Origin of the sequence: Streptomyces sp. GESEQ-4 (genome assembly GCF_017948455.1) — a bacterium.
Taxonomy (GTDB): Bacteria; Actinomycetota; Actinomycetes; order Streptomycetales; family Streptomycetaceae; genus Streptomyces.
In genome coordinates this window covers 16,684-43,028 of the sequence record NZ_JAFFSU010000011.1, presented here as the reverse complement: position 1 = coordinate 43,028, position 26,345 = coordinate 16,684, and the positions used below count along the sequence as shown (strand labels likewise).

The following is a 26,345-nucleotide window of genomic DNA, read 5'->3' as shown; positions in this document are numbered from 1 at the left end:
CCTTTGCGCCCACACCGGCGTCACACAGAGGCCCGCCGTCTGTCCTGGAGACATACGACGGGCCCCTGAGGTTGCCCCTAAGGCCTCAACTGGCGCACTGGACCTTGTCGGCGGTGGACTTCTCCACGTCCGGCGTCGCTGCCGAGGCGGAGTTGAGCTTGACGCCCGCGCCCTTGAAGTCCTTGCCGAGGATCAAGGTCATCGTCGGCAGACCCTGGGCGTTGTCCACGCTCTGGCCCGGCTTCATCGCCGAACCGGACAGGCCCATGATGTCGGCGAGCCGACGCGCCTGGTCCGCCTGGTCGGGAGCGTACTCCAGAGTCGTTTTCGCCCGCGTTGCCTCCGCGTTGCCCGCGTTCTCCGACTTGGTGACGCCCGCCTCGGTCTGCAGGTAGGCCAGCTCCGCCTGCGCGCTGCCCGCGGCGGCGCCGCCGTTGAGGATCTGCACCCGCACCTCGGAGGCGGCGGCCTTGGTGCCCTTCAGCCGGGCGGCGACCTCGGCCTTCTCCTTCTTCTCCTGCGCCTTGACCTCGGTGAACGAGATGTCGTTCGTGATCATGTCGAAGACCTGGGGCGCCTTCGCCTCGTCGACGACGACCGTCGCCTTGACCACCTCGGCGGGGTTGTCCTTCACCGGGATCGTGGCGAAGGTGATGTTCTTCGTCGGCACCTTCTTCAGCTCCAGGGCGATGTCCTTGAGCGTGTTGACGTTGCCGATCGGCTCGTCCACGGTCAGCGCCTTGGTGGCGGCCTCGGCCAGCTTCAGCAGCTTGGCGGGGTTGGTGAGGGTGTTGCCGGAGGACATCTTGCGCATCAGCGAGCCCAGGAACTGCTGCTGCACCTTGATGCGGTCCAGGTCGCCGCTGTTGCCGAAGCTCTTCCGGGTGCGGAGGAAGGCGAGGGCCCGCTCGCCCTCGACCGTCGACGTGCCGGCGGGCAGCACCAGCTTCGACTGCTTGTCGTTGACGGCGTCCTCCACACAGACCTCGACGCCGTCCACGGCCGCGGTCAGGGTCTTCACCGCGTTGAAGTCGGCCATCATGAAGTGGTTCGGCTGTATACCGGTGGCCGCCTTCACGGTGCGCATGGTGCAGCCCGCGTCCCGGCCGCTCTCGCCGAGGCTCGCGTTGAAGCGGACGCCCTGCGATCCCGGAATCACCGTCTCGGTGCCGTCCTCCTTCGTCGTCGGACAGTCCGGGACGTCGACGATCAGGTCACGCGGGATGCTCAGCGCGGTCGCGTTCGAGCGGTCCTTGGAGACGTGCAGCAGGATCGTGGTGTCGGCGTGCCCGACGTTGCCGGAGTCGCCGTAGCCCTCGTTGCCCTCACCGGTCCGCTTGTCGGTGCCGATGATGAGGATGTTGAAGGCCTCGTCCTTGCTGAAGTTGCTGGCACCCGCGTCGCCGACGTCCGTCGTGGCGACGTTGCCTTCCAGGTGCTTGAGGTAGAGGTATCCGCCACCGGCCAGGGCGACCAGGACGAACGCCATGGTGCCGCCGGTCCACAGCACGGCCTTCTTCGCCTTCGACTTCTGCTGTTTCGCCGGCCGGCGCCCGCGCCGCCCGGGCAGCGGCTCCTCGGGCGGGACCCCGCGGCGCCCCCGCTGCGGCGGGATGTCGCGGCCGGGGGCCTTGGGGGACGTACGGCCTCGGGGAGCACCCGTGCCTGTCTCGGCGGCTGGTCTGCGGGGCCGGGGAACCGCCGACTGCGGAGCGGAAGGGCTCAATCGCAGTTCGTATTCACCGGTGTTCGGATTGAGTACCCACTGGTCTGCGGGATCGATGTCGTCCCCCCGCCCACGGCCTTGCGCGTCCACGGTTGTCCGAAACCTCCGTCAGGGCCACGCGGCGCTCTCCCCCCGGAAAGCGCACGGGTGTTGGTCAACACAGTGCTCGACCCCCAGGACAGATTTCGTGGCCGGGGATCACTGAATCGCTCACACTATCCGCCCAGTTGGGCATCGAGCGGTGCAGTGACAAACTCCACGACCCTACAACCGGTCATTCCACCCCATTTCCCTGAAAGCGAGTTCCCTGTCCTGGTGTGCGAGTCCCCCTGAGCCTTCAGTACGTACGAAGAGCGCGCAGCGTTCGAATCACCAGCGGTAGGGCGCGTACACGTCCATGCACTGCTTGGTGTCCGAGCCGTTGATTTCATCGGAGTTGCCCGGCAGATCCCCGGCCTTGGGCGCGGACTGCTTCGGATACGCGGTGCCCGTGTGCCAGTCGCCGCCGACATCGAGCGTGACACCGGAGACGTCGGTCGACTTCTTCACCGAACTCAGGGGAATTCCCAGTGACTTGGCGACAGCCTGGGCGTCGCCCCGCAACTCGGCGCTCGGGTAGCGCACGACCGTACGGTCCTCGGAGAGCGTCGCCGAGGTGTCCGCCGTGGCCTTGGTGAAGCCCTTGGACACCAGGGCCTGGGCGACCGCGCCGGCGCGACCGGAGACCGGGGCGGCGGTGGCGGACCGCGTGGCGTTCCGCACCAGGACGCCGACCGCGGCCCTGTCCACGGCGGGGGCGGTCGGCTCCTCGCTCGCCGGCTTCCTCTCCTGCGTCTTGGCGCCCTTGTCGTCGAAGGGCACGTCGTCGCGGAGCATCGACCAGATCTTCTCGGCGGCGGCGCCGTCCGGCACCAGGTGGTCGCTGTTCTGGCTGTCCGGGACCGTGGGCAGGGTCGTCATGGTGATGCGGTCGGTGGGCACCGTCCTGAGCTGGGTGCCCAGGTCGTAGAGCTGCTTGACGGTGCCGATCTCCTGGGAGACCGTCAGGGACTTCGTGGCCGCCTCGGCCAGGTCCATCAGCCGGCCGGTGTCGCTGAAGACGTTCTGCTGCTTGAGGGTGCGGAGCATCGAGTTCAGGTACATGTGCTGGGCCCGCGCCCGCAGCGGGTCGCTGCCCCAGGCGTGCCGGGTGCGCAGCCACTGGAGCGCCTGCTCGCCCTCGACCTTCTTGCGGCCGGCCGTCAGCTTCAGACCGGAGCCGCCGGGCATATTCGGCAGCGGACGGTCCCACACGTTCTGCTTCACGCACACCTCGACGCCGCCGATGGCGTCCGCCATGCTCACCACGCCCGCGAAGTCGATGGTCATCCAGTGGTCGATGTAGACCCCGGTGAGGTTCTGCCAGGCGGCCAGCGTGCAGCCGGCTCCGCCGCGGGCCAGCGACTCGTTGATGATCGTGTTGGTGGGCGGAAACGTCTTGCCGGTGTCGGGGTCCTCGCACTCGGGGATGTCGACCCGGGTGTCCCGGGGGATGCTCACGACGGCCGCGCTCTTGCGGTCCGCGGACAGGTGGATGAGCATCTGCACATCGCCGAGCGGCGGGTTGCCGCGGTTGTCCCGGCTGCCGCCCAGCGCCACGTTCTCGTCGGAGTTACGGCTGTCGGAGCCGATCATCAGGATGTTCAGCGGGGTCTGCCCGGCGGCGTTCGGCGCGGACTTGCCGACCTTGGAGTCGCCGCTGGCGCGCTCGCCCTTCACGATGTTGTCGTTCAGGTGCTGGTAGTAGAGGTATCCGGCGCCGGCCGTCCCGAGTATCAGAAACGACAGCGTCGTCGCGGACCATCTCAGCACCCGGCGCCCCCGCTTGGGCCGCCGACGGTGCCCGAGTGGCGCCTCCTCCTTCTCCTCAACGCTGAGCGTCATCCGCTGTCTCCCACCCTCGCGCCAGTGAAACGGGCCTGCTTTGCGTCCTGTGAGACGTGAAGCAGGCCCGTCAGGTCACCTCATTTGGCGCATTCGACCTTGTCGGCCGTGGATTTCTGCACGCCCTCCGGCGTCGACCCCGAGGAGGAGTTGAGTTTCACCCCGGCTCCCTCGAAGTCCTTGCCGAGGGTGAGGGTCATCGTGGGCAGGCCCTGGGCGTTCTCCACGCTCTCGCCCGGCTTCAGCGCGGAACCGGACAGTCCCATGATGTCGGCGAGCCTGCGGGCCTGGTCGGCCTGGTCGGGGGAGTACTCGAGCGTCGTCTTCGCCAGTTCGGCGTCGGCGTTTCCGGCGTTCTCCGACTTCAGTACGCCCGCCTCGTTCTGCAGGTAGGCCAGCTGCGCCTGCGCGCTGCCTGCGGCGGCGCCGCCGTTGAGGATCCGCACCCGCACCTCGGAGGCGTCGGCCTTGGTGCCCTTCAGCCGGGCGGCCACGGCGGCGGCTTCCTTCTTCTTCTGCGCCTTGACCTCTGTGAACGACACATCGTTCTTGATCATGTCGAAGACCTCGGGCGCCGTCGTGTCGTTGACGACGACGGTCGCCTTCACCTTCTCGGCCGGGTTGTCGATCACCGGCACCGTGGTGAAGGTCAGGTTCTTGGTGTTGAGCTTGCCCAGCTCCAGACCGAGGTCCTTCAGCTTGCCGATGCTGTTCAGCTGGGAGTCGACGGTCAGCGCCTTGGTGCCCGCCTCCGCCAGCTTGATCATCTTCGACGGGTTGGTGAGCGTGTCGTTGGACTTCAGCTTGCGCATCAGCGAGCTCAGGAACTGCTGCTGCAGCCCGATCCGGCTCAGGTCACCGCCGAAGCCCACCGAGTGCCGGGTGCGGACGAAGGCGAGCGCCTCCTCGCCCTCGATCGTGTGTGTGCCCTTCGACAACTGCAGCTTCGAGTCCGGGTCGTCGATGTCCTTGGCCAGACACACCTCGACGCCGCCGACCGCGGAGGTCAGCGTCTTCACCGCGTTGAAGTCGGCGACCATGAAGTTGTCGGGCTTTATCCCGGTCAGCTCGGTGACGGTTCGAGCGGTGCAGCTGGGCGTACGGCCGTCCTGGCCGAGGCTGGTGTTGAAGCGGACGCCGTCGGTGGCCGGGATCGTCTTCGTGCTGCCGTCCTCCTGCGTCGTCGGGCAGTCCGGGACGTCGACGATCAGGTCGCGCGGGATGCTCAGCGCGGTCGCGTTCGTCCGGTCCTTGGAGACGTGCAGCAGGATCGTGGTGTCGGCGTGTCCGACGCTGCCGGAGTCGCCGTAGCTCTCGTTGCCCGCCCCGGTGCGCTTGTCGGTGCCGATCAGCAGGATGTTGATCGCCTTGTCCTTGCTGAAGCCGCCGGTGCTCGCGCCGTCGTCGGAGACGGAGGTGATGTTGTCGTTGAGGTGCTCGATGTAGAGATATCCGGCACCCGCGGCGGCCAGCACCACGAACGCCATGGTGCCGCCGGTCCACAGCAGGACCTTCTTCGCCTTCTTCTGCTTCGCCGGCCGCCGCCCGCGCCGACCGGGCAGCGGCTCCTCGGGCGGCGCCCCACGGCGCCTGCGCTGCGGCGGAACAGCGGGGGTCGTCGTACGGCTTCGGGGCTGGCCTGCTCCCGCGCCGGAGGCAGGTCGGCGGGGACGGGGGACCGTCGACTGCGGTGCGGAAGGAGTCAGTCGCAGTTCGTATTCGCCGGTGTTCGGATTGAGTACCCACTGGTCCGCGGGATCGATGTCGTCCCGCCGCCCTCGTCCTTGCGCGTCCACGGTTGTCCGAATCCTCCGTCGGGGCGCGGCGCCTTCTCCCCCATCGGCGCTCGGGTCTCGTACAAGCAGTGCGCCGCCCGGGACTGCAAACCCCAGGTCGAGCGCACCGAAGCGCTCACCCTAACCGCACGGATCGGCGCGGAGCGACGCCGGTGACCCATGCCACGCCCCTACAACTGGGCAATCCGCCCATTTCTTTGAAAGCTGTTGGTCTGCTTTGCGTTCGCTTTATTCACAGGTGTCCTCGTCGGCGGTCGTCCCGCTGAACGTGGGCGCGGGCGAATCGGCCGCGACGGGCTCATCGGGCCGCCGTGCGGCGGACTTTCCGTCGTCCGGCCCGTACAAGGAGTAATCGTCGTCCGTGTTGTCGCGGCCTTTTGCGGTGGAATCCCGCGGAAGTTCCGCGGCGACCGCCACCGGCGCGTCCGTCCGCAGCCGCTCGAACAGTTTCTCCGCTTCGGGCTCCACCAACTGGTCGCGATTGGCGTTGTAGACATACGACTCCCGCGGAACGGTCAGGAATTGCACACGTTCGGTGGGGATGTCGCGTACTCCGCGCGCGAGATCGTACAAACCACGCAGACTGGCCAGTCCCGGGTCGGTGGTGAGCGACGAGGTGGCGGCGTCCAGCACGGGATACAGCTTCACCGGATTCAGCAGGACGTCATTGCTGCGCACCTTGCTCACCAGCGCGCCGAGAAAGCGCTGTTGGCGGTTCATGCGGTCGGTGTCGCTGCCGTCGCCGAGGGACTTGCGGACGCGGACGTATCCGAGGGCCTGCTCGCCGTCGAGCGTCACCCGGCCGGCGGGCAGCCGCAGTTTGGCGTCCTTGTCGCGGATGGGTTCCTTGAGGCAGATCTCCACGCCGTCGACGGCGTCGACCATTTCCTTGAACCCGTTGAAGTCGACGACCATGTGGTGGTTGATCCGAATACCCGTGAGTTTCTCGACGGTTCGGATGGTGCAGGCCGAACCACCGGCCTGGAAGGCGTAGTTGAACATCGCGAACATCGGCTCGGTCCGGCTGCCGTCCCGCCGCAGACAGGCGGGCACGTCGACCATCAGATCGCGGGGGAGCGAGACGGCGGTGGCGCTGCGCCGCCCGGCGGACAGATGCAGCAGGATCGTGGTGTCGGACCGCTCGGTCCCGGAGTCCTGCCCGTACCGCCGGTTCCCTCCCCCGGCCCGGGTGTCGGACCCGATGAGCAGCAGGTTCATCGCGCCCTTCACCAGGGCGGTGGGCCGCTCTTTCTCGTACCGCGCGAGCTCGGCCGCGGCCGCCTGATCCGGCGTGATGTTCGCGTCGAGCTTCACATAGACGGCCCATACGCCCCCGCCGGCGGCCAGCGTCAACACCCCGAGCCCGAGGGCGGTGCCGCGAATCCAGCGCCGTCGGCGCCGCCGTATCAGCCCACTCCCGGTCGGCGACGCCCCCACTGCGGTGTCGCTCACGTCAGTTCCACCCCTCATGGCGTACGAACGCGTACGAACGTGTCGTGCGGCTGCTGTTACGACCATGACCCGGATGGGGGCTGGGGGGTGGGTGATGCTGGGCCGAATGGGGGACAGGGGGCAGGGGGCTGGGGTGAGCGGTTGCGGTGGCGGCTCGCTACCTCGCCGTTGCCGTGACCCGCTCGCTCTCGATCCGCTTGGCCAGCGCTTCCTCGCTCAGCTCGCCCAGGTGGCGGCAGAGCACCACGGAGCCGCCGGTGGCCAGCGGCCCGTACAGCCCGGCGTTGAGCCCCTCCCAGGTGTCGTACGGCAGCCCGGACAGGATCCGCGACGTCGGCCCCGTCAGTCCCAGCCCCGTCGCCTCGTCCCGGGCCCGCTCGACGACCTCGGCCCCGCTGAACTCCCGCCCGGCCACGATCAACGCGGGCTCCTCCGGATCGACCGGCGCGAACGGCACGAACCGGTCGCCCTGCCCCGGCACCTCGACGGCGTAGTCGACGAACCCCTCCGGCGGCTGCGGGAAGCGACCGCCGAGCGGCCGCAGCGCCAGCGCGACCCGCGTTCCGGAACACGCCCGCGCCGCGTCCAGCGTGTCCGGCCCGCTGACGACCACGTCGGCCAGGGCCGGATCGCCGCCGGCGTCCGCGAGCGCGCCCACCGACGAACACGCCAGCAGCCACACCGCCGTCTGCCAGTGCGCGGGCAGCAGCAGGGCGACCCGGTCCCCGGGCTCCACGGACAACTCGCCCTGCAGCAGATTCGCGGTCTTGGCCACCCAATTGGCGAAGGTGGCCACGGACAATTCGACGCGTTCCCCGGTGGCGTCGTCGTAGAAGGTGACCAGGGGGCGTCCGGGATCCGCGGCGAGCGCGGAACGCAGCAGGTCGGCAGGGGTGCGATCGGTGGCGTTCACCCGCGCAAGCGTAATGGCGCACGCGGGTGCCCAGCCAACGCCCGTTCAGGCCGCCACCACCGGTTCGGCCCAGAGCGTCCAACGGTCCGTCAATTCCCCAATGGACAAATATGAATGCATATGTCCAACATCAGGAGCATGCGTGGACTCATTGCTTCCTCGATCGGCGTCACCTGCGCCGCCGCCCTCGCCCTCCCGCTGACCCCGCCCGCAGTCGCGGCGGCAGCGAGACCGGCACCCGGCGCGGAGGCGGCCACGACCGTCGCCCGGGCCACCGAGCCGGGCGTGCCCGGCAGCACCCAGTCCCTGCCCCTCGTCCCCCTCGACGGCGACCGCACCGCCGGCCCCACCGCCGAACAGGGCCTGCCCCGCCGGGACGTACGGCGCTTCTCCCTCGTCGGTGTCGTCTGGGACAACCCGGACACCGAACTCCACGGCCGCGTCCAGGTCCGTACCCGGGACGCCGCCACCGGTACCTGGTCCGGCTGGCAGGACGTCGAGACGCACAACCACGAGCACGCCCCCGACCCGGACACCGACGAGGCCGCCTCGGGCCGCGTCCACGGGGCCACGGCACCGCTGTGGGTGGGGGACTCCGACGGAGTGGAGGTACGGGTCAGCGCGGAGCCGCAGGCGACGGGAGGTGACGGGGCTGACGGTCCGGGCGGGGCGCTGCCTCCGGGCATGCGCCTGGAACTGGTGGATCCGGGAGTGGCTCCAGGAGGTGAGGACGGTGGTGTACGGGAGACCGACCGCCACGCCGACCAGCAACTGACGGACCGGCAACTGACGGACCGGCAACGGGCGAAGCCCTACATCGGCCCACGTCCGCGCATCGTCACGCGCCGCGGCTGGGGCGCGAACGAGAAGCTGCGGGAGAAGAAGGTCCGCTACACGAAGAAGGTGAAGGTGGCCTTCGTGCACCACACCGGGACCGGCAACAAGTACTGGTGCAAGCAGTCCCCCTCCGTCATTCGCGGTATCTACCGCTACCACGTCAAGAGCATGGGCTGGCGCGATGTCGGCTACAACTTCCTCGTCGACAGGTGCGGAAACATCTACGAGGGCCGGGCCGGGGGCGTGACGAAGCCGGTGCTCGGCGCGCACACTCTCGGGTTCAACGCCAACAGCATGGGGATCGCCGTCCTCGGCACCTTCGAGTCCAAGAAGCCGTCCGGGAACGCGGTGAAGGCGATCTCCCGGCTCGCGGCCTGGAAGCTCGGCATGCACGGCGTGAATCCGCGCGGCAAGACATATCTGAAGTCCGGCGGTGGGAATCTCTACCGGAAGGGAAAGAAGGTTCGACTGAATGTGATCTCCGGCCACCGGGACGGCTTCGACACGGCATGCCCGGGACGGCAGCTCTACCGCAAGCTCGGCTCGGCCCGCGCCACGGCGGCCCGCTACCAGGGCCGGTGAACCGCGAGGCCGGGCAGCTGAACCACAGGGCTTCGCCGGACGGCTGAACCAAAGCGCAGGGATGAAACGTCTGTGAACAGGGGACGGAACGCCGCACGGCCGTCGACGGCGTGCCGGACAGGTCTGCATAAACTGGCCCGCCGAACGACAGATCGGCCGGTCCCGGCAGGAAGCAGAGACGACAGGTGACAGAAGCGATCCTCCTGGTCGGCGGCAAGGGCACCCGGCTGCGTCCGCTCACCGTGCACACGCCCAAGCCCATGGTCCGCGCGGCCGGCGTGCCGTTCCTCACGCACCAGCTGGCGAGAGCGAGAGCGGCGGGCGTCGACCACATAGTGCTGGCGACGTCCTACCTGGCCGAGGTCTTCGAGCCGCACTTCGGTGACGGCTCGTCCCTCGGCCTTCATCTGGAGTACGTCACCGAGGAGGAACCGCTCGGCACGGGCGGCGCGATCCGCAACGTGGCGAGCCGCCTGCACTCCGCCCCCGACGACCCGGTCCTGGTCTTCAACGGCGACATCCTGACGGGCCTGGACATCGAGGCGCTGGTGGAGACCCACGGCACGACGGGCGCGGACGTCTCCCTGCACCTCACGAAGGTGACGGACCCGCGGGCGTACGGCCTGGTCCCCACGGACGACACGGGCCGGGTCCTGGCGTTCCTGGAGAAGCCCCAAACGCCGGAGGAGATAGTCACCGACCAGATCAACGCGGGGGCATACGTCTTCCGCCGCTCACTGATCGACACGATCCCGCAGGGCCGCCCGGTATCAGTGGAGCGGGAGACATTCCCCGACCTGCTCTCGGCCGGCGCCCACCTGCAAGGCATGGTGGATTCGACCTACTGGCTGGACCTGGGCACACCCGCGGCGTTCGTACGAGGCTCGGCGGACCTGGTCCTGGGCCGCGCCCCGTCCCCCGCGGTCCCCGGCCGCTGCGGCGACCGCCTGATCCTGCCGACGGCGAGGGTCGCCCCGGACGCGAAACTGACCGGCGGCACGGTGGTCGGAGAGGGCGCGTACGTCGCCGAAGGCGCCCGAGTCTCCGGCACGACCATCCTCCCCGGCGCCGTCATCGAACCCGGCGCCGTCATCACCGACTCCCTCATCGGCACCCGCGCCCGCATAGGCGAACGCTCCATCCTCACCGGCACGGTCATCGGCGACGGCGCCATCATCGGCCCCGACAACGAACTGACCGAGGGCGCCCGGATCTGGTGCGACGCGAGAATCCCGGCGGGCGCGGTGCGCTTCTCCTCGGACCAGTAAAGCCGCGTGTTTGCCGTCCGAATCGGCATCGCTGGACAGTGGCCTGTCGTCACGGCGCCGATGAGGAGGAGGGCGCGGGTGTGTCGGCGTCGAGGGCTGCTGCGCGGAGGGCGGCTGCCACGCGGGTGACGGACTCTGTGGGCGGGTGGGGGAGACGGGCCAGGAGCAGCCGGCGCTGTTCTTGGGGTCCGCCGCGGACGGGGAGGACGCGTACGCCCGGTGGTGCGGCCGGGGCGAGGACGGCGGGCACGGTGGTCAGTCCGAAGCCGGCCGCGACGAGGTGGAGCTTGGCCAGCCAGTCACGTGCGGTGTGGGCGATGTCGGGCCGCTCGTCCAGGCCCGGCCATACGCCCATCAACCGGTCCTCGCCGGAGGTGGAGCCTGCGATCCAGCGCTGTCCGCGCAGGTCGGCCACGTCGACGAAGTCGCCGCGGGCCAGCGGGTGGGCGGCGGGCACCGCGAGGCGAAGGGCCCGTTCGGTGAGGGTCTGCAGGGCGAGCGGGGGCGTCTGGGTGTCCGGCGGCCGGAACGGCGGTGCGGACGCGAGCAGGGCCAGGTCGAGGCTGCCGGCCCGCAGGGCGCGGATCAACGCGGGGGTGCTGCCCTCCCGGCCGACGACGTGCAGGGCGGGGTCCGTGCGGCGGAGCGCGGTCAGGGCTCGGGGGAGCAGGACGGCTCCGGCGCTGGGGAACCATCCCAGGCGGACCGTCGCGGCTTGTCCGGGCAGGCCGGACAGCTCGCGGGCGGTGGCGTCGATTTCGTCGAGCACGGTCGTCGCGTGGCGCATGACGAGGCGGCCGGCCGCGGTGAGTCGTACTCCCTCGCGCCGACGTTCCAGCAGCTCGGTACCTGCCGCCCGTTCGATCGCGGCGATCTGGCGGGATACCGCCGACTGGGTGTAGCCCAGCGAGGCGGCGGCCGCAGTGAAGGTTCCCTGCTCGGTCACGGCGCGGAAGACCCGAAGGGCGGTGAGCGACACGTCCGTGAAGTCCATGACGTTTACGCATACCAGATGTGTCAGAACGTCGTTGGACTCATGGAAGTCGCATTCCTAGCGTGGCGTGCATGAACGCTTCGCGTATCGCCCTCGTCACGGGCGCCAATCAGGGACTCGGCCGCGCTCTCGTCGAAGGACTGGCCGCCCGGATGAACCCCGACGACCTGGTCCTCCTCACGGGCCGCAACCACCAGCGCGTACGGGACGCCGCCCGCGAGGTCACCGAGCTGCCGGGCACGCGGGCCCGCGTGGAGGGGCGGGTCCTGGACGTCTCCGGCGCCGACGCCATCGTCCGCCTCGCCGAGGACCTGAGAGTCCGGTTCGGCGGTGTCGACATCGTCATCTCCAACGCGATCGCCCGCCTGCTGCCCGAAGAGTCACAGGCCGAGCGGGCCGACGAGTTCATCGACGTCTCCAACACCGCCACGCACGCGATCCTGCGCTCCTTCACCCCGGTCCTTCGCCCGGGCGGCCGGCTGCTCGTCGTGGCCAGCAGCCTGGGCACCCTCGGCCACCTCGACGCCCGGCTGCACCACCTGTTCGACGGCGCGAGCCTGAACCAGGTCGAGTACGCCGTCGAGTCGTGGCGTGCCGCCATCCACGACCGGACCGCGCGGGAGGCCGGCTGGCCCCTCTGGTTGAACGTGCCCTCGAAGGTGGCTCAGGTCGCCGCCGTCCGTGCCGTCGCCGCCGAACGCCGCGAGAACGATCTCGCCGACGGCACGCTGATCGCGGCCGTGTGTCCCGGCATGGTCGACACCGCCACCTCGCGCCCCTGGTTCAGCGACTACGGCCATGCGCAGTCACCGGCTCGGGCCGCCGAAGCCCTGCTCGACCTGGTCTTCGCCGACCACGTCGACCCCGCCCTCTACGGCGAACTCGTCCGCTTCGGCAAAGCCCTGGACTGGTACGGCGGCACACCCCCGGTGGAACAGGACCGGATGCTCACCCCCTGACACGCCGTCGCACACGCCTCACAGCACACCGCCGGGAGTTCACTCATGGGTTCCATCACCACCCCCTTCGGTTTCTCCAGCACGGCTGCCGAGGTGGCGCAAGGCGTCGATCTCACCGGCCGTCGTGCGGTGGTCACCGGCGCGTCCTCCGGCATCGGGGCCGAGACGGCCCGGGCCCTGGCCGCCACGGGAGCGGCAGTCACCCTCGCTGTCCGGGACAGGGCGGCGGGCGAACACGTCGCCAAGGACATCACCGCGTCGACCGGCAATCACGAGGTGCATGTCGCACACCTCGACCTGGCCGATTCCGCGTCCGTCACCGCTTTCACCGCCTCATGGCGGGGCCCGCTGCACGTCCTGGTGAACAACGCGGGCGTCATGGCCTGCCCCGAGCAGTACACCGAACAGGGATGGGAGTGGCAGTTCGCCACCAACCACCTGGGCCACTTCGCCCTCACCACCGGACTGCACGACGCGCTGGCCGCCGACGGCAACGCGCGCGTCGTCATGGTGAGTTCCACCGGCCATCAGCGGTCACCCGTCGTCTGGGACGACATCAACTTCGCCTTCCGCCCCTACGACCCGTGGCTCGCCTACGGCCAGTCGAAGACCGCCAATGTCCTCTTCGTGGTCGAGGCCACCCGCCGTTGGGCCGCGGACCACATCACCGCCAATGCCCTCATGCCCGGCGCCATTTACACCAACCTGCAACGGCACACCGGTGGCCGTGGCAGCGGAAGGGTCCCCGCCCACCTGATCAAAACCGTCGAACAGGGCGCGGCGACCTCCGTCCTCCTCGCCACATCGCCTCTCCTCGAAGGCGTCGGTGGCCGCTACTTCGTCGACTGCAACGAGACCGAGGTCGTTGAGCGCCGCTCCGGCACCCTGCATGGCGTCGCCCGGTACGCCGTCGACCCGGACAACGCCCGACGTCTGTGGACCCTGTCGCAGGAACTGCTCGCCCACGCCCGCTGAGAGCAGAGTCCCGGCACGCTGCCTCAGCGCTGCGGCTGGGTGCGGAGTCCGTCGAGGATGAGCGCGAGCATGCGGGGAGCCCGGTCTTCGGGTGCGGACGCGGCACGCCAGAGGGCGCCGGTGAGCTGGAGGAAGTCGCCGGGGTCGGCGTCCATGCGGATGCTTCCGTCCCTCTTGCCGGCGTCGAGGAACTCCGTGATCGCGGCGACAACCGGCCCGTAGCTCTGCTCGCTGATCGCCTGGTGCGCGCTCGGGCTGAGCGCGTCGCCGAGGCCGTGTTTCCTGCGCATCGCTTCGACGAGGTCGGTCGTCCAGTGGCGGAGCGCTTCGAGTGGGGGCAGCTGGGCCAGCAGGTCAGGCACGGCCCCGAGGATGCGCGCCACCTCGTCCTGGTAGACGGCCAGGGCCAGCGCCTCACGGGTGGGGAAATTGCGGTACAGGGTGCCCGCGCCGACACCGGCGCGCTGGGCGACCTGGTTCATCGACGCGCCGCCGTCCTCGGCGAACGCCTCGCGGGCGGCCGCGAGGATGCGAGCCCTGTTCTCACGGGCGTCAGAGCGGACCACGGGACCTCACCTTGCTAAGTGGAGAACTCTCCACTACGTTATTCGGAGAGCTCTCCACTTAGTTTAGAGGGGCATCATGCAGTACATCAAGCTCGGCATTTCTGGCATGGACGTGTCACCGATGGCGATCGGTGCGATGACCTACGGCGAGCCCGACCGCGGGCACCCCGTCTGGTCGAAGGGCGAGGAGGAGGCACGCCCGCTGATCAAGCACGCGCTGGAGGTGGGGATCAACTTCTTCGACACCGCGAACATGTACTCCAACGGGTCCAGCGAGGAGATCCTCGGCCGCGCGCTCAAGGACTTCGCCGACCGCGACGCCGTGGTGATCGCCACCAAGCTGCGCCATCCGATGCGGCTGGGGCCGAACGGACGGGGACTGTCGCGCAAGGCGATCATGACCGAGGTCGACCACTCCCTGCGCCGCCTCGGTACGGACTACATCGACCTCTACCAGATCCACCGCAACGACCACTCCACCCCGTGGGAGGAGACACTCGAGGCACTGAGCGACCTCGTGAAGGCAGGCAAGGTCCGCTACCTCGGCGCCTCGTCCATGCACGCGTGGGAGTTCGCCAAGGCTCTGCACCTGCAGAAGCGATACGGCTGGGCGCGGTTCGTGTCGATGCAGGACCACTACAACCTCCTCGCCCGTGAGGAGGAGCGCGAGATGATCCCGCTGTGCCTGGACGAGGGCGTCGGCACGATCATCTGGTCGCCGCTGGCCCGCGGCCGCCTCGCCCGCCCATGGGACGACGCCCGCTCGACGGCGCGCTCCGAGACGGACGGAGCGTACGCGGACCTGCTCTACTCGCCCGAGCAGGAGGCGTCCAACCACGCGATCATCGCCGCGGTCGGTCAGGTGGCCCATGCTCACGGCGTCAGCCGCGCACAGGTCGCGCTCGCCTGGCTGCGCCGCCAGCCGGTCGTCACCGCGCCGCTGGTCGGCGCCGGTTCGATCCAGCAGATCGACGAGGCCGTGGCCTCCCTCGACATCGACCTCACCGACGACGAGGTGCGCGCCCTGGAGGCCCCGTACACGCCGCGGCACGACTGGCAGGGCGTCTCGGACGAGGCCGAGATGGAAGCCATCCGCAAGCGCGTCCCCGGCATGGCTCTCGCATGAACCCCATCGTCCGCTCCGGCGCGGCTGCCCGCGCCGGAGCCCTCCTCATCCTGCTCGGCCCGCTCGTCTCCTGGCTCGCCGAGTTCATCACCGCCGCCGCATGGCAGGACCCGCCGTACTCGCCCTTCCACAACTGGGTCAGCCACCTCGGCCTGACCGGCCCACCACAGACCGCGTTCGGACAGGTCGCCAACTCCCCCCTCGGCGCCGTCATGGACACCGGTTGGGTGATCTACGGCATCCTTCTGATCGTCGGTGCGTTCCTCGTGTTCGACCCGCGCAAGGGCACCCGCCCGATCCTCATCGTGAGCCTCGCCGTCCTCGCCGGCGTCGGGGTCTCGCTCGTCGGCATCTTCCAGGGCTCCAACGCCAACGTCGACAACGGCCTGATCGCCTTCCACACCCTCGGCGCGCAGGGAGTCATGCTCGCCGGCAACCTCATGGCGATCGTCGTCGGAACCGGCGGAGCCCGCATCGGCCTCGGCAGGAGCCGGTCGATCGCGAGCATCACCCTCGGCACCGTCGGACTGATCGCGTTCCCCCTCTTCATGGCCGACGTGTTCACCGGCTGGATGTGGAACATCGGCATGTTCGAGCGCGCCGTGATCTACCCGATCATGATCAGCCACGCCCTCCTCGGAAGCAGCCTGGCCACGGCCCAGCGACGTCATACGACGCGCCCGCCGACACCGCTCAAAGCACACCTGCGGGCGCGGGTGCGCTTCTCTTCGGACCAGTAACGCTCAACTTTTCGGCGCCGGTCGGCAGCATCCAGCCCGTCCGGCGTTTGAGGACGAGGCCGTTCAGGCCGAAGCGGGGGTCTGGGGGCGGCAGCCCCCAGGGATGGGACTGGTAGGGGCGGCGGGGGCGGAAACGGCACGGCGGTCACCTCGACGCAGGGCGCGTCACAACCGCCCGATGTCAGTCTTCGGCATCCGCGGAGCCCTCCGCGCCGGCGTCCGCCCGCTCAACAGAATCAACCGAGCCGCCCGATGCCGCTGCCCCGCATACGGCTCCAACAACTCCAGCATCACGGAGTCATCCGCATCCCGGTCCCCCGCCAGCGCCCACCCCACGATCCCCGGCAGATGCAGATCCCCCACCGTCACCGCATCCGCCGCCCCATGACTGCGCTGCACGGTCTCCGCCGACGTCCACGGCCCCACCCCCGGCACGACCTCCAACCGAGCCTGCGCAGCCTCCGCCGACATCCCCACCGCCTCCTCCAGCCGCGCAGCCACCCGCACGGCCCGAAGAACCGTCGACGCCCGCTTGTTGTCGACCCCGGCCCGATGCCACTCCCACGACGGAATCAACGCCCACGTCCGCGCCGCCGGCATCACCCACATCCGCCCCCCGACCGGCCCCGGCGCCGGCTCCCCGTACTTCCGCACCAGAATCCGCCACGCCCGATACGCCTCCCCGGTCGTGACCTTCTGCTCCAGAATCGACGGAATCAACGACTCCAGCACCAGCCCGGTCCGCGTCAGCCGCAACCCTGGCCGCCGATGCCGAGCCACCGCCACCAGCCGATGCCGCGGCTCGAAGACGGACGGATCGTCGGCACCCCCGACCAACTCGGGCAACCGCTCCAGCAGCCACTCGGCCCCCGGCCCCCACGCCTGACCGCACACCTCACCGCCCCGCACCGCGACCCGCAACGTCCCCGGCCCCAGGGGCGTAAGACTGGCCCGCCACACGGACCCGTCCGCCGCCACCCGAAACGTCGGATCCCCCGCCCCCCGCCGCAACGGACCGAGCACCAGCCCAAGATCGACCGGCCCCTCCGGCACATACGTCCGCACCCGCCCCGGCGCCACAGCCTGCCGCGGCACGCCGACATGCCCATCCCGTACGGTCGTACGAGTAGGTCGGGGAGCGAAACGTCCTGCCACGAATGAGGTCCTAGAGGTGAGGGAGAAAGCTCTACGAGACTAGGCGGTACATAGCCAACGACGTGCGGACAACGCCCCAAGGGGCGCGGGGAACTGCGCGACCAGCCACGACGACGCCGCAGTCGCCCGCGAATCTCCACCCCCCCGATCCGTAGGCACCCGGCCTCAGCGGAGCGTCACGTCACCGAACCTCGATGAACGCCCCCGCATCCCGCTCCCCCCGAGCCCGCGGCTCCTCCGCCGGATGACCGACCGCCACCGCGCCCATCGGATCCCAGTGCTCCGGCAGCCCGAGCACCTCCCGCACGACATCCCGGCAGAACATCGTCGACGACACCCACGCCGACCCCAGCCGCTCCCCGGCCAGCGCGACCAGGAAGTTCTGCACGCCGGCCCCGGCCGCGACCACGAACATCTCCCGCTCGGCGCCGTCCCGCCGTACGTCCCCGTACGTGTGCGACCCGTCCATCACCAGGCACGGCACCACGAGGTACGGCGCGTTCCGCAGCACGTCCCCCCGCCGCACCCGCTTGGCGATGGACTCCTCGCTCTTCCCGTCCCGCCGCAGGTCGGCGATCCACGCGTCCCGCATGGCATCCAGCAACCCGGTCCGGGACTCCGCCGACTCCAGCAGTACGAACCGCCAGGGCGTGGTGTGATGCGGCGCCGGCGCGGTCACCGCCGCGGCGACCGCCCGCCGCACCGCCCCGGCGTCCACCGGCTCGTCCGTGAAGGCCCGTACCGTACGCCGCTGAGTCACCGCCTCCCGCACCGCCTCGGACGTGCCCAGCCGGAACATGTCGTCGCGCGCGCCGCGCACCATGGCCCGCGCCCCCTCCCCGTCGTCCGCGGCCACCACGTGCGCCAGCCCGCGCAGGACGGCGACGGGCAGCCCGGCGGCCTTGCCCTTGACCAGGTCTCCGGCGGCGGCCAGTTCGTCCGCCGTCGCCACGACGGTCGCGCTGAGCGGATTGCCGTGCGCGTCCGTTCCCCCACGCAGATCGTCCAGCACACGCACCCCGGCCGCACCGATGGCGACGTCCGTGAGCCCCGTACGCCAGGGCCGCCCGAAGGTGTCGGTGACGACGACTCCGACGGTGACGCCGAGGGCGTCCCGCAGCCCGTCGCGGATCGCGCGCGCGGACGCGTCCGGGTCCTCGGGCAGCAACAGCACTGTCCCGGAAGGGGTGTTGGAGGCGTCGACCCCGGCGGCGGCCATCACGAGCCCCTGCCGGTTCTCGACGATCCGCAAGGGGCCGCGCCGCGCCACGATCCGTACGGTCTCGGCGTCGATGGCGGCCTCGCGGTCGTCCGCCGCCACCACCCGTCCCTCCGCCTTGGACACGATCTTCGAGGTGACGAGCAGGACGTCCCCGTCGGCCAGCCCGGGTTCGGCGGCGGCGATCAGCTTGGCGAGATCGTCGCCCGCGGCCACCTCGGGAAGGCCGGGAACGGCCCAGACCCGGTAGCCGTCGTCAGGTGCCGTGCTCATGCCGCTTGAACCTCCGCCGCCATGGCCAGTGCCTCCCGGGCCATCTGCGTGGCCGCGTCGAGGTCGGTCATCATCAGCGGTACGGCCCGGCAGCGGATGCCCGCCGCCTCGACGCGCTCGACGGACGCCGCGTCGACGGTGTCGACCAGCCAGCCGTCCAGCAGCCCCGAGCCGTAGTGCTCGGCGACCGCCGCGGCCGTCGACTCGACGCCGACCGCCGCGAGCACCTTGTCGGCCATGCCCCGCACGGGCGCGTCCCCGACGATGGGGGACAGGCCCACGACCGGCACCCCGGCGTCGGCGATGGCCTCGCGGATGCCGGGCACGGCGAGGATCGTGCCGACCGACACGACCGGGTTGGACGGCGGGAAGAGGATGACGTCCGCCTCGGCGATCGCCTCCAGGACCCCCGGCGCCGGCTTCGACTGCTCCGCGCCCACCGGCACGACCGCCTCGGCCGGCACCGACGCCCGCAGCCGTACCCAGTACTCCTGGAAGTGGATGGCCTTGCGCTCGCCGTCGACCTCTACGGCCACATGCGTCTCCACGCGGTCGTCGGTCATCGGGATCAGCCGGACTCCCGGCTTCCAGCGGTCGCACAGCGCCTCGGTCACCGCGCTCAGCGGATACCCGGCGCCGAGCATCTGCGTCCGCACGATGTGCGTGGCGAAGTCCCGGTCACCGAGCCCGAACCACTCGGGCCCGACGCCGTACGCCGCGAGCTCCTCCTTGAGATGGAAGGTCTCGTCGGCCCGGCCCCAGCCCTGCTTCTCGTTGATGCCGCCGCCGAGCGTGTACATCACCGTGTCGAGGTCCGGGCAGACCTTCAGGCCGAAGAGGTGGATGTCGTCCCCGGTGTTGCCGATGACCGTGATGTCCGCGTCCGGCACGGCCTGCATCAGACCGCGCAGGAACCGGGCACCGCCGATGCCGCCTGCCAGAACCACAATGCGCATGGGAATCAGTGTTGCAGGCGGGTACGACAACCGGGCAGGCGGTTACGAGACCGGAGCGGCCGCTGTGCACTGGGCGCTGTGCATCGGCATGTCGGTGAGGCCCGGGAAATAGACGTGCAGGCTGACCGCGGGCTCCAGCGCGTCGTTGACCACCTCGTGGACGTACCCCGGCGCGAACACCCTCTGCGTACCCGCCTGCAACGCGCGCGTGCCGCGTTCCGTGTGCTCGGTCAGCGTGCCGTCGAGGACGGTCAGCACTCCGGAAGACAGGCCGTGGTCGTGCCGCCCGCTGCCCTGGCCGGGCACCCAGGACAGCAGCCACACCTCGTATCCGGGGCCGGTGCGCAGCCGGTGGTACCAACGGGACGTGGCGTCGTACTGGACCAGGTGCTGCCACTGGGAGCGGTCGGCGGCGATGGAGCGGGCCAGGCCGACGAAGTCGGCGACGGTGGCCGGGTGCTCACTCGGCGCCCGCAGCAGGTGCGGGACTTCAAGGATGTCGCCGGCGATCTGGAGGTCGCTGTCGCTGTTCATGGGTGGGGTGGTTCCTCGTCGCAAGAGAAGCAAGAGAAGCAAGAGAAGCAAGAAGAAGGAGATGAAGGTGTGGAAGCCGGTCCGATGGACTCAGTGGCAGCCGGAGCGCGTGCGGCTCAACAGCAGGAACAGCGACAACAGCGACAGCGGGCGCGGGCAGCACCGAGGGACCCGGTGGTGCGGGTCGAGGTGAGTGCCAAGTGCGCGAGCATGCCCACAAGGACAGCGGTTGACACCTCGCACTGTCAACTCGGCGCCCGGTATCTGGGACGGGTTTCACCTCATCCGGTTCATCCCCGTGACGAAAGGTTTGTGCATGGGGCGGCCGGGACACATGGCGCACAACCGGGCGCACAAACCTCGATGCGATCCCGTGATCGGACTGTGATCCGGATCGATTCGAGTGTGTGTCGGAACGGGATCGATGTTCCGGGCGTCCTTCTCCGTACAGGCTCTGCGCGGGGGTGGAGGCCCTCCGGGGCCTCATCTGCTTGTCAAGGTTTAGGACGATTTGAACACTTTCCGCTAGGCCTTGGTTCCGCAGAGTGAATAAGGGGCTCAATAGCAGATCTCGGCTTGACTCGCCCGGAGCAGCACACTTGTAATTTCACTCGTGTCGTTCAGCCGAAATCGGTAACGGCTACATCACGGGGACGCGAAAGACTGACGAGGGGCGCACATGACCGAGCTGGTGCAGCAACTGCTGGTCGACGACGCGGACGAGGAACTCGGCTGGCAGGAGCGCGCGCTGTGCGCCCAGACCGACCCCGAGTCCTTCTTCCCCGAGAAGGGCGGCTCCACCCGCGAGGCCAAGAAGGTCTGTCTCGCCTGCGAGGTCCGCTCCGAGTGCCTCGAGTACGCCCTCGCCAACGACGAGCGGTTCGGCATCTGGGGGGGGCTGTCCGAGCGTGAACGACGTCGGCTGAAGAAGGCCGCCGTCTGACCGGACGATAGGCATCCCTTTCGTACATATGTGACGAACGGCCCGTTGCAGGTGGGTTATCCACAGGCGGCGGGCCGACGTCATGCCCAGCCGATAGTGTGGTCGCTCGTCCGAGACGTCCCGCTGCCCCCTGTGGGCACAGGTGTCCACCGCAGTCCATCGAACCGGGGCCCGTACCTCGATGTCCGTGCACAGTCATACGGCAGCCCACCAAGACGCCGCTGCCGCGCCTGAGTTTCCGCGTCATGTAGTGACAGCGGTGCTCGTCTCCCATGACGGCGCCCGCTGGCTGCCCGACGCGCTCGCCGGGCTGCTCGGCCAGGAGCGCCCCGTTCAGTACGCCATGGCGGCCGACACCGGCAGCGCGGACCAATCCGCCCAACTGCTCACCGACGCCCTCGGCGCCGACCGTGTGCTGCACCTCGCCCGTCGCACCGGCTTCGGCCAGGCCGTCGAGGAGGCGGGCCGCACCGCCCCACTCCTCACCCCGGACGAGCTGCCCTATCTGAAGCGCCCGAGCGGCTGGGACCCCGTCACCCGTACCTGGCGCGATGACGCGTACGACCTGCCCGAACTCCCTTACGGGGAGCCGGTGCAATGGCTGTGGCTGCTCCACGACGACTGCGCCCCGGAGCCGGACGCCCTGGCCCAGCTGCTGCGCGTCGTGGAGAGCGAGCACGAACTCGGCCGCGACGACATCGCCGTCGTGGGCCCCAAGCTCCGCGGTTGGTACGACCGCCGCCAGCTGCTCGAGGTCGGCGTCACCATCGCCAACTCCGGCCGCCGCTGGACCGGCCTGGACCGCCGCGAACAGGACCAGGGCCAGCACGACCACGTCCGGTCCGTGCTGTCCGTGTCCACCGCCGGCATGCTCGTGCGGCGCGATGTCTTCGAGCAGCTCGGCGGGTTCGACCGCCGGCTGCCCCTGATGCGCGACGACGTCGACCTGTGCTGGCGTGCCCAGGCCGCCGGCCACCGCGTCCTCATCGCCCCCGAGGCGGTCGTACGACACGCCGAGGCGGCCTCCCGTGAGCGCCGCACCGTCGACTGTGTGGGCCGTACGTCGGCCTCCCCGCACAAGGTCGACAAGGCCGGCGCCGTCTACACGCTGCTGGTCAACACGCGGACGGCCGTGCTGCCCTGGGTCCTGGTGCGGCTGGTGCTCGGCACCCTGCTGCGGACCGTCGCCTACCTCGTGGGCAAGGTCCCCGGGCAGGCCCTCGACGAGATCCGGGGTCTGCTGTCGGTGCTGCTGCGGCCCGAGCGGATCATCGCCGGACGGCGCAGGCGCGGCCGCCCGCAGATCGAGAAGGACGAGCTGCGAGCGCTGTTCCCGCCGCCCGGCGCGACCGTGCGGGCCACCGTAGAGCAGGCCGCGGGCAGCCTCTTCCGCGACTCCGACCCCGAGACCGCCGCCGGTGCCGGGCGGCACGGGGGCGCGGTCGAGTCCGGGCCCGGCGGGGACGACGCGGACTTCCTGGAGATAGAGCAGTTCGCGCGCCTGAAGCGCATCGCCCGCAACCCTGGCCCGATGCTCTTCCTGGTGCTGCTGCTCGTCTCGCTCATCGCCTGCCGCCAACTGCTCGGCGGCGGCGCGCTCGCGGGCGGCGCGCTGCTGCCCGCCCCGGCCGAAGCGAGCGAGCTGTGGTCGCGGTACCTGGACTCCTGGCATGGAGTGGCCGCCGGCGGCACCTCGTCCGCACCGCCGTATCTCGCGTTCGTCGCCCTGCTGGCCTCCGCGCTGTTCGGCTCCACCGGGCTCGCGGTCACGGTTCTGCTGGTCTGCTCGGTGCCGCTGGCCGGTCTCGCCGCGTACTTCGCCTCCCGCCCGCTCGTCGAGTCGCGGCTGCTGCGCGCGTGGGCGGCCGTCGTCTACGCCTTCCTGCCCGCCGCCACCGGCGCGCTCGCCGGCGGCCGCATCGGCACGGCCGTCCTCGCGATCCTGCTGCCGCTCCTCGCGCGCGCGGGCATCTCGGCCAGCGGCCTGGGGAACGCCTCGGGGGCGCGCGGCAGTTGGCGCGCCACTTGGGCGTACGCCCTGCTGTTGACCGTCACCACCGCGTTCACGCCGATCGTGTGGCCCATCGCGCTGATCCTCGGCATCGGCGTGCTGGCTGTGCGCCGCGCCGACATCACCGCCCACGGCCTGCGCTTCCTGGCCCAGCTCGGCACGCCCCTGCTGGTGCTCGCGCCCTGGTCGCTGACCCTGTTCCCGTCCGGCTTCTTCGAGGAAGCCGGTCTGGAGTACGGAGCCTCGGCCGCGTCCGCCACCGACCTGCTCGGCGCCAGCCCCGGCGGGCCGGGCACGGTGAACGGGCTGATGCTCATCGGCATCGTGCTGGCCGCGCTGGCCGCCCTGTTGCGCTCCCACCGTCAGTTCGGAGTCTGGACGGCCTGGGCAGTGGCTCTGGTGGGCCTCGTCTTCGCTGTCCTGTCCAACAGCTCCACCTGGGCCGGCCCCGCGACTCTCGTCTACGGCATCGCCCTCCTCGCCGCCGCCGCGCTCGGTGCCGACGGGGCACGCGCGCGTGTCGCCGAGCAGAGCTTCGGCTGGCGTCAGCCGGTGGCCGCCCTGATCGCCTTCGCCTCGGCCGCGGGCCCGCTGCTCGTCGCCGCGGGCTGGATGATCAGCGGCGCCGACGGACCGTTGGAGCGGCGCGACCCGGTGCAGGTGCCCGCGTTCGTCGCCGAGGAGAGCAACACCCGCGACCAGGCCCGCACCCTCGTCCTCGACAGCGACTCCGCGGCCCGCGTCGGCTACATGCTCGTCCGCGGTTCCGGGGCACGGATGGGTGACGGCGAACTGGCCGCGGCGGACGGCGAGAACGCGACGCTCGACAAGGTCGTCGCCAACCTCGTCGCCGGGTCCGGCGCCGATCAGTCCGACCAGCTCGGCAAGTTCGCCGTGCGCTACGTCCTCGTCCACAAGGGCGCCCCGCGCGAGGTGACCCGCGTGCTGGATGCCACGCCCGGGCTGTCGCGGCTGAGCCAGCAGGACGGCGGGGCGCTGTGGCGGGTCGATCAGCAGGTCTCGCGGGCGGCGATAGTCGCCGAGTCGGGCTCCGGGGGCGCGCAGTCCGTCGCCGCCGGGCCCGTGGAGATCCACACCACGATTCCGGCAGGCGCCGAGGGAAGGATCCTGCGGCTCGCCGACACCGCCGACGTGGGCTGGACGGCCACCCTGGACGGCAAGCCGCTGACGCGCAAGACGGTCGACGGATGGGCCCAGGGCTTCGAACTCCCCGCCTCCGGCGGGCAGCTGGACGTCACCTTCGACGCGCCGCTCACCCACACCGCCTGGCTGTGGGCCCAGGGCTCCCTCGCCGTCGTCCTCGTCGTCATGGCCCTGCCCGGCCGCCGCCGGGACGTCGACGACGACCTCCCGGAGGAGGTGGCGGTCGTCCCGGCCGAGGCCGTACCGGGCGAGGGCCGCCGCGCCCGCCGCCTGCGCGCCCAGGCGGAGGCCGAAGAGACGGACCATGCCGAGGAGTTCCCGCCTCCGCCGCAGGAGCCCCCGGCAGTGATTCCACAGCAGCAGCCGTACGGCGAGTGGGACTCGACCTACGCGGGCGCCGAGTACGGCGGCTATGACGGCGAGCAGTACCAGGGCGCCACCCAGCAGCAGTACCAGGACGGGGCGTACGGCCAGCAGTACCCGGCGGACCCGTACCAGGGCGGGCAGTACGACCCTTACGCGTACGGCGGTTCGGGCCAGCCGGGGTCCTACGACCAGCAGGCGTACGAGCAGAGCGCGTACGAGCAGAGCGCGTACGAGCAGACCGCGTACGAGCAGGGCCAGGACGGGACCTATCACCAGGGCTACGACGCGACGTACGACCCGGCACAGCCGTACCCGGACGGCAGTGAGCGCCCCGACGGGAGTCAGCAGTGAACCGCACCACCCTGTCCTTGATCGCCGGCACCACCGCCCTTGCCGCCGTCACCGGATTCGCCGCGCTGACCGCGCCGGAGGCGACCGGCACGGACACCGCGAAGGCGGCGGCCGAACTGCCCGTGGAGCGCACGAGCCTGCTGTGCCCGGCGCCGAGCACATCGGATCTCGCCGAGACCTCGTACTCGTCCTTCACGCCCGTCACGAAGGGCGCGGACGGCGACGGTTCGGCCGAGCTGCAGGCCGCGGGGGAGGAGCAGGCCGGGGGCGAGGCGAAGGGCGAGAAGGCCGACAAGCCCGTGCTGGAGCCGAAGGAACCCGGGACGCCGGTCACCGGGGAGGTCTCCGGCGCCGACGCGCCCGCGCTGGTGGGCACGGCCGAGGGGAAGTTCGCGCCCGGGTGGACCGTGCAGCAGACCACGGAGGTCGACGCGGGCACGGGACGGGGGCTGCAGGGAGTCAACTGTTCCGCGCCGGACACGGACTTCTGGTTCCCCGGAGCCAGCACCGCGGCGGACCGTACCGACTATGTGCATCTGACGAACCCCGACGACTCCGCCGCGGTCGTCGACCTCGAGCTGTACGGCAAGGACGGCGCGCTGGAGTCGACGGCGGGGGAGGGCATCACGGTTCAGCCGCACTCCAGTGAGCCGGTGCTGCTGTCGACGCTCACCGCGGACAAGCAGACCAATGTGACCGTGCGTGTGAACGTACGCAGCGGGCGGGTGGGCGCGGCGGTGCAGGCGCTGGACGAGAAGCTCGGCGGTGACTGGCTGTCCGCGACCACCGATCCGGCGAGCAGCCTGGTCCTGCCCGGCATCCCGAAGGACGCCACCGAGGTGCGGCTGATCGCCTTCACGCCCGGTGACGCGGACGCCGATCTCAAGGTGCGGCTGGCTTCTCCGTCCGGGTCGATCACACCGGCCGGGAACGAGACGCTGCACGTGAAGGCGGGCATGACCACGGCGGTCGACCTGGGCGACGTCACACGCGGGGAGGCGGGCTCCCTGGTTCTGACGCCGACCGATCAGTCCGTGCCGGTCGTGGCCGCCGTGCGGGTCGTACGGGGCAAGGGCGCCAAGCAGGAGACGGCGTTCATCCCGGCGACGAGCCCGGTCGGCACGCGCGCGACGGTGGCCGACAACACGGAGAAGGACTCCACGCTGGCCCTGACCGCGCCCACCGGCACCGCGAAGGTCAAGGTCACCGCGTCCGCGGGCAGTGACGGGGGCACGGCGGTGTCGAAGACGTACACGATCAAGTCCGGCACGACACAGAACGTCGAGGCGCCGGTGCCGACCGGTGCGAAGGGGGCGTACGCCCTGACCGTGGAGACGGTGTCAGGAGCGCCGGTGTACGCGTCCCGGACCCTGGCGAGGACGGCGAACGGCCTGCCCGCCTTCACAGTCCAGACCCTGCCCGACGACCGGGGCATGGTGTCGGTGCCGGAGGCGGACGAGGACCTGGCGGTGCTGCAGAAGTAGGGGCCCGAGTCCTCAGCAGTGGCCCGGGTCCT

Annotated in this window: 20 protein-coding genes; 9 read left to right on the top strand and 11 right to left on the bottom strand. The window is 70.5% G+C overall.

Features of this window, described 5'->3' with window-relative positions; genetic code table 11:
• Positions 1-85 precede the first annotated feature (85 nt).
• The 5 genes from KCH48_RS21785 to KCH48_RS21765 all read right to left on the bottom strand — a co-directional run bounded on the left by KCH48_RS21785 (position 86) and on the right by KCH48_RS21765 (position 7,810).
• A complete protein-coding gene (locus tag KCH48_RS21785) occupies positions 86-1,816 on the bottom strand; it encodes an LCP family protein (RefSeq protein ID WP_210576354.1) in 1,731 nt (576 codons plus the stop codon).
• Between the two features lie 279 nt (positions 1,817-2,095).
• Positions 2,096-3,649, bottom strand: a complete 1,554-nt coding sequence (locus KCH48_RS21780; RefSeq protein WP_210576353.1) for an LCP family protein — start codon at positions 3,647-3,649, stop codon at positions 2,096-2,098.
• Between the two features lie 80 nt (positions 3,650-3,729).
• On the bottom strand, positions 3,730-5,445 hold the full coding sequence (locus KCH48_RS21775) for an LCP family protein (RefSeq protein WP_210576352.1): 1,716 nt from the start codon (positions 5,443-5,445) through the stop codon (positions 3,730-3,732).
• A 228-nt stretch (positions 5,446-5,673) separates the two neighbouring features.
• A complete protein-coding gene (locus KCH48_RS21770; protein WP_210576351.1) occupies positions 5,674-6,915 on the bottom strand; it encodes an LCP family protein in 1,242 nt (413 codons plus the stop codon).
• 139 nt (positions 6,916-7,054) lie between these two features.
• Positions 7,055-7,810, bottom strand: a complete 756-nt coding sequence (locus tag KCH48_RS21765; protein ID WP_210576350.1) for a TIGR03089 family protein — start codon at positions 7,808-7,810, stop codon at positions 7,055-7,057.
• Positions 7,811-7,948: 138 nt separating this feature from the next.
• Between KCH48_RS21765 and KCH48_RS21760 the strand changes: the two genes are divergently transcribed.
• Both KCH48_RS21760 and KCH48_RS21755 read left to right on the top strand, forming a co-directional pair.
• Positions 7,949-9,229 carry a peptidoglycan recognition protein gene (locus tag KCH48_RS21760; protein ID WP_210576349.1) on the top strand — a complete coding sequence of 427 codons (1,281 nt, stop codon included), beginning with the start codon at positions 7,949-7,951 and terminating at the stop codon, positions 9,227-9,229.
• A 185-nt stretch (positions 9,230-9,414) separates the two neighbouring features.
• On the top strand, positions 9,415-10,497 hold the full coding sequence (locus tag KCH48_RS21755; protein ID WP_210576348.1) for an NDP-sugar synthase: 1,083 nt from the start codon (positions 9,415-9,417) through the stop codon (positions 10,495-10,497).
• A gap of 49 nt (positions 10,498-10,546) precedes the next feature.
• On the opposite strand, the gene KCH48_RS21750 is transcribed toward KCH48_RS21755, so the two are convergent.
• Positions 10,547-11,491, bottom strand: a complete 945-nt coding sequence (locus KCH48_RS21750; RefSeq protein ID WP_210576347.1) for a LysR family transcriptional regulator — start codon at positions 11,489-11,491, stop codon at positions 10,547-10,549.
• A 71-nt stretch (positions 11,492-11,562) separates the two neighbouring features.
• On the opposite strand from KCH48_RS21750, the gene KCH48_RS21745 reads away from it, so the two are divergent.
• Positions 11,563-12,450, top strand: coding sequence for an SDR family NAD(P)-dependent oxidoreductase (locus tag KCH48_RS21745; protein ID WP_210576346.1), 888 nt, complete (start codon positions 11,563-11,565; stop codon positions 12,448-12,450).
• 45 nt (positions 12,451-12,495) lie between these two features.
• Positions 12,496-13,425, top strand: coding sequence for an SDR family NAD(P)-dependent oxidoreductase (locus KCH48_RS21740; protein WP_210576345.1), 930 nt, complete (start codon positions 12,496-12,498; stop codon positions 13,423-13,425).
• A 23-nt stretch (positions 13,426-13,448) separates the two neighbouring features.
• Here the strand turns inward: KCH48_RS21740 and KCH48_RS21735 are convergent, their stop codons facing one another.
• Complete coding sequence (locus KCH48_RS21735) at positions 13,449-13,991, bottom strand: TetR/AcrR family transcriptional regulator (protein WP_210576344.1); 543 nt, start codon at positions 13,989-13,991, stop codon at positions 13,449-13,451.
• 76 nt (positions 13,992-14,067) lie between these two features.
• Here KCH48_RS21735 and KCH48_RS21730 point away from each other — a divergent pair, with 76 nt between their 5' ends.
• Both KCH48_RS21730 and KCH48_RS21725 read left to right on the top strand, forming a co-directional pair.
• Positions 14,068-15,117 (top strand): aldo/keto reductase, encoded by a 1,050-nt coding sequence (locus KCH48_RS21730; protein WP_210576343.1) that lies wholly within the window; start codon positions 14,068-14,070, stop codon positions 15,115-15,117.
• The gene (locus KCH48_RS21725; protein WP_210576342.1) at positions 15,114-15,857 is read left to right on the top strand and encodes a DUF998 domain-containing protein; all 744 of its coding nucleotides are present in this window, start codon (positions 15,114-15,116) and stop codon (positions 15,855-15,857) included. Before KCH48_RS21730 ends, KCH48_RS21725 begins: the two co-directional genes overlap by 4 nt.
• Before the next feature lie 165 nt (positions 15,858-16,022).
• On the opposite strand, the gene KCH48_RS21720 is transcribed toward KCH48_RS21725, so the two are convergent.
• The 4 genes from KCH48_RS21720 to KCH48_RS21705 form a co-directional block, all read right to left on the bottom strand.
• Entirely contained in the window at positions 16,023-17,012 is a 990-nt protein-coding gene (locus KCH48_RS21720; protein ID WP_210576341.1) for a DNA-3-methyladenine glycosylase, read from the bottom strand.
• Between the two features lie 181 nt (positions 17,013-17,193).
• Positions 17,194-18,504 carry a coenzyme F420-0:L-glutamate ligase gene (locus KCH48_RS21715; protein ID WP_210576340.1) on the bottom strand — a complete coding sequence of 437 codons (1,311 nt, stop codon included), beginning with the start codon at positions 18,502-18,504 and terminating at the stop codon, positions 17,194-17,196.
• On the bottom strand, positions 18,501-19,460 hold the full coding sequence (gene cofD / locus KCH48_RS21710) for a 2-phospho-L-lactate transferase (RefSeq protein ID WP_210576339.1): 960 nt from the start codon (positions 19,458-19,460) through the stop codon (positions 18,501-18,503). The genes KCH48_RS21715 and cofD overlap by 4 nt, the downstream gene beginning before the upstream one ends.
• Before the next feature lie 42 nt (positions 19,461-19,502).
• On the bottom strand, positions 19,503-19,994 hold the full coding sequence (locus KCH48_RS21705) for a cysteine dioxygenase family protein (RefSeq protein WP_210576338.1): 492 nt from the start codon (positions 19,992-19,994) through the stop codon (positions 19,503-19,505).
• Between the two features lie 679 nt (positions 19,995-20,673).
• Here KCH48_RS21705 and KCH48_RS21700 point away from each other — a divergent pair.
• The 3 genes from KCH48_RS21700 (at position 20,674) to KCH48_RS21690 (ending at position 26,313) form a co-directional block, all read left to right on the top strand.
• On the top strand, positions 20,674-20,937 hold the full coding sequence (locus tag KCH48_RS21700) for a WhiB family transcriptional regulator (RefSeq protein WP_003975777.1): 264 nt from the start codon (positions 20,674-20,676) through the stop codon (positions 20,935-20,937).
• Positions 20,938-21,118: 181 nt separating this feature from the next.
• Positions 21,119-24,829 (top strand): glycosyltransferase, encoded by a 3,711-nt coding sequence (locus KCH48_RS21695; RefSeq protein ID WP_210576337.1) that lies wholly within the window; start codon positions 21,119-21,121, stop codon positions 24,827-24,829.
• Complete coding sequence (locus KCH48_RS21690) at positions 24,826-26,313, top strand: DUF5719 family protein (protein WP_210576336.1); 1,488 nt, start codon at positions 24,826-24,828, stop codon at positions 26,311-26,313. Before KCH48_RS21695 ends, KCH48_RS21690 begins: the two co-directional genes overlap by 4 nt.
• Positions 26,314-26,345: the final 32 nt, after the last annotated feature.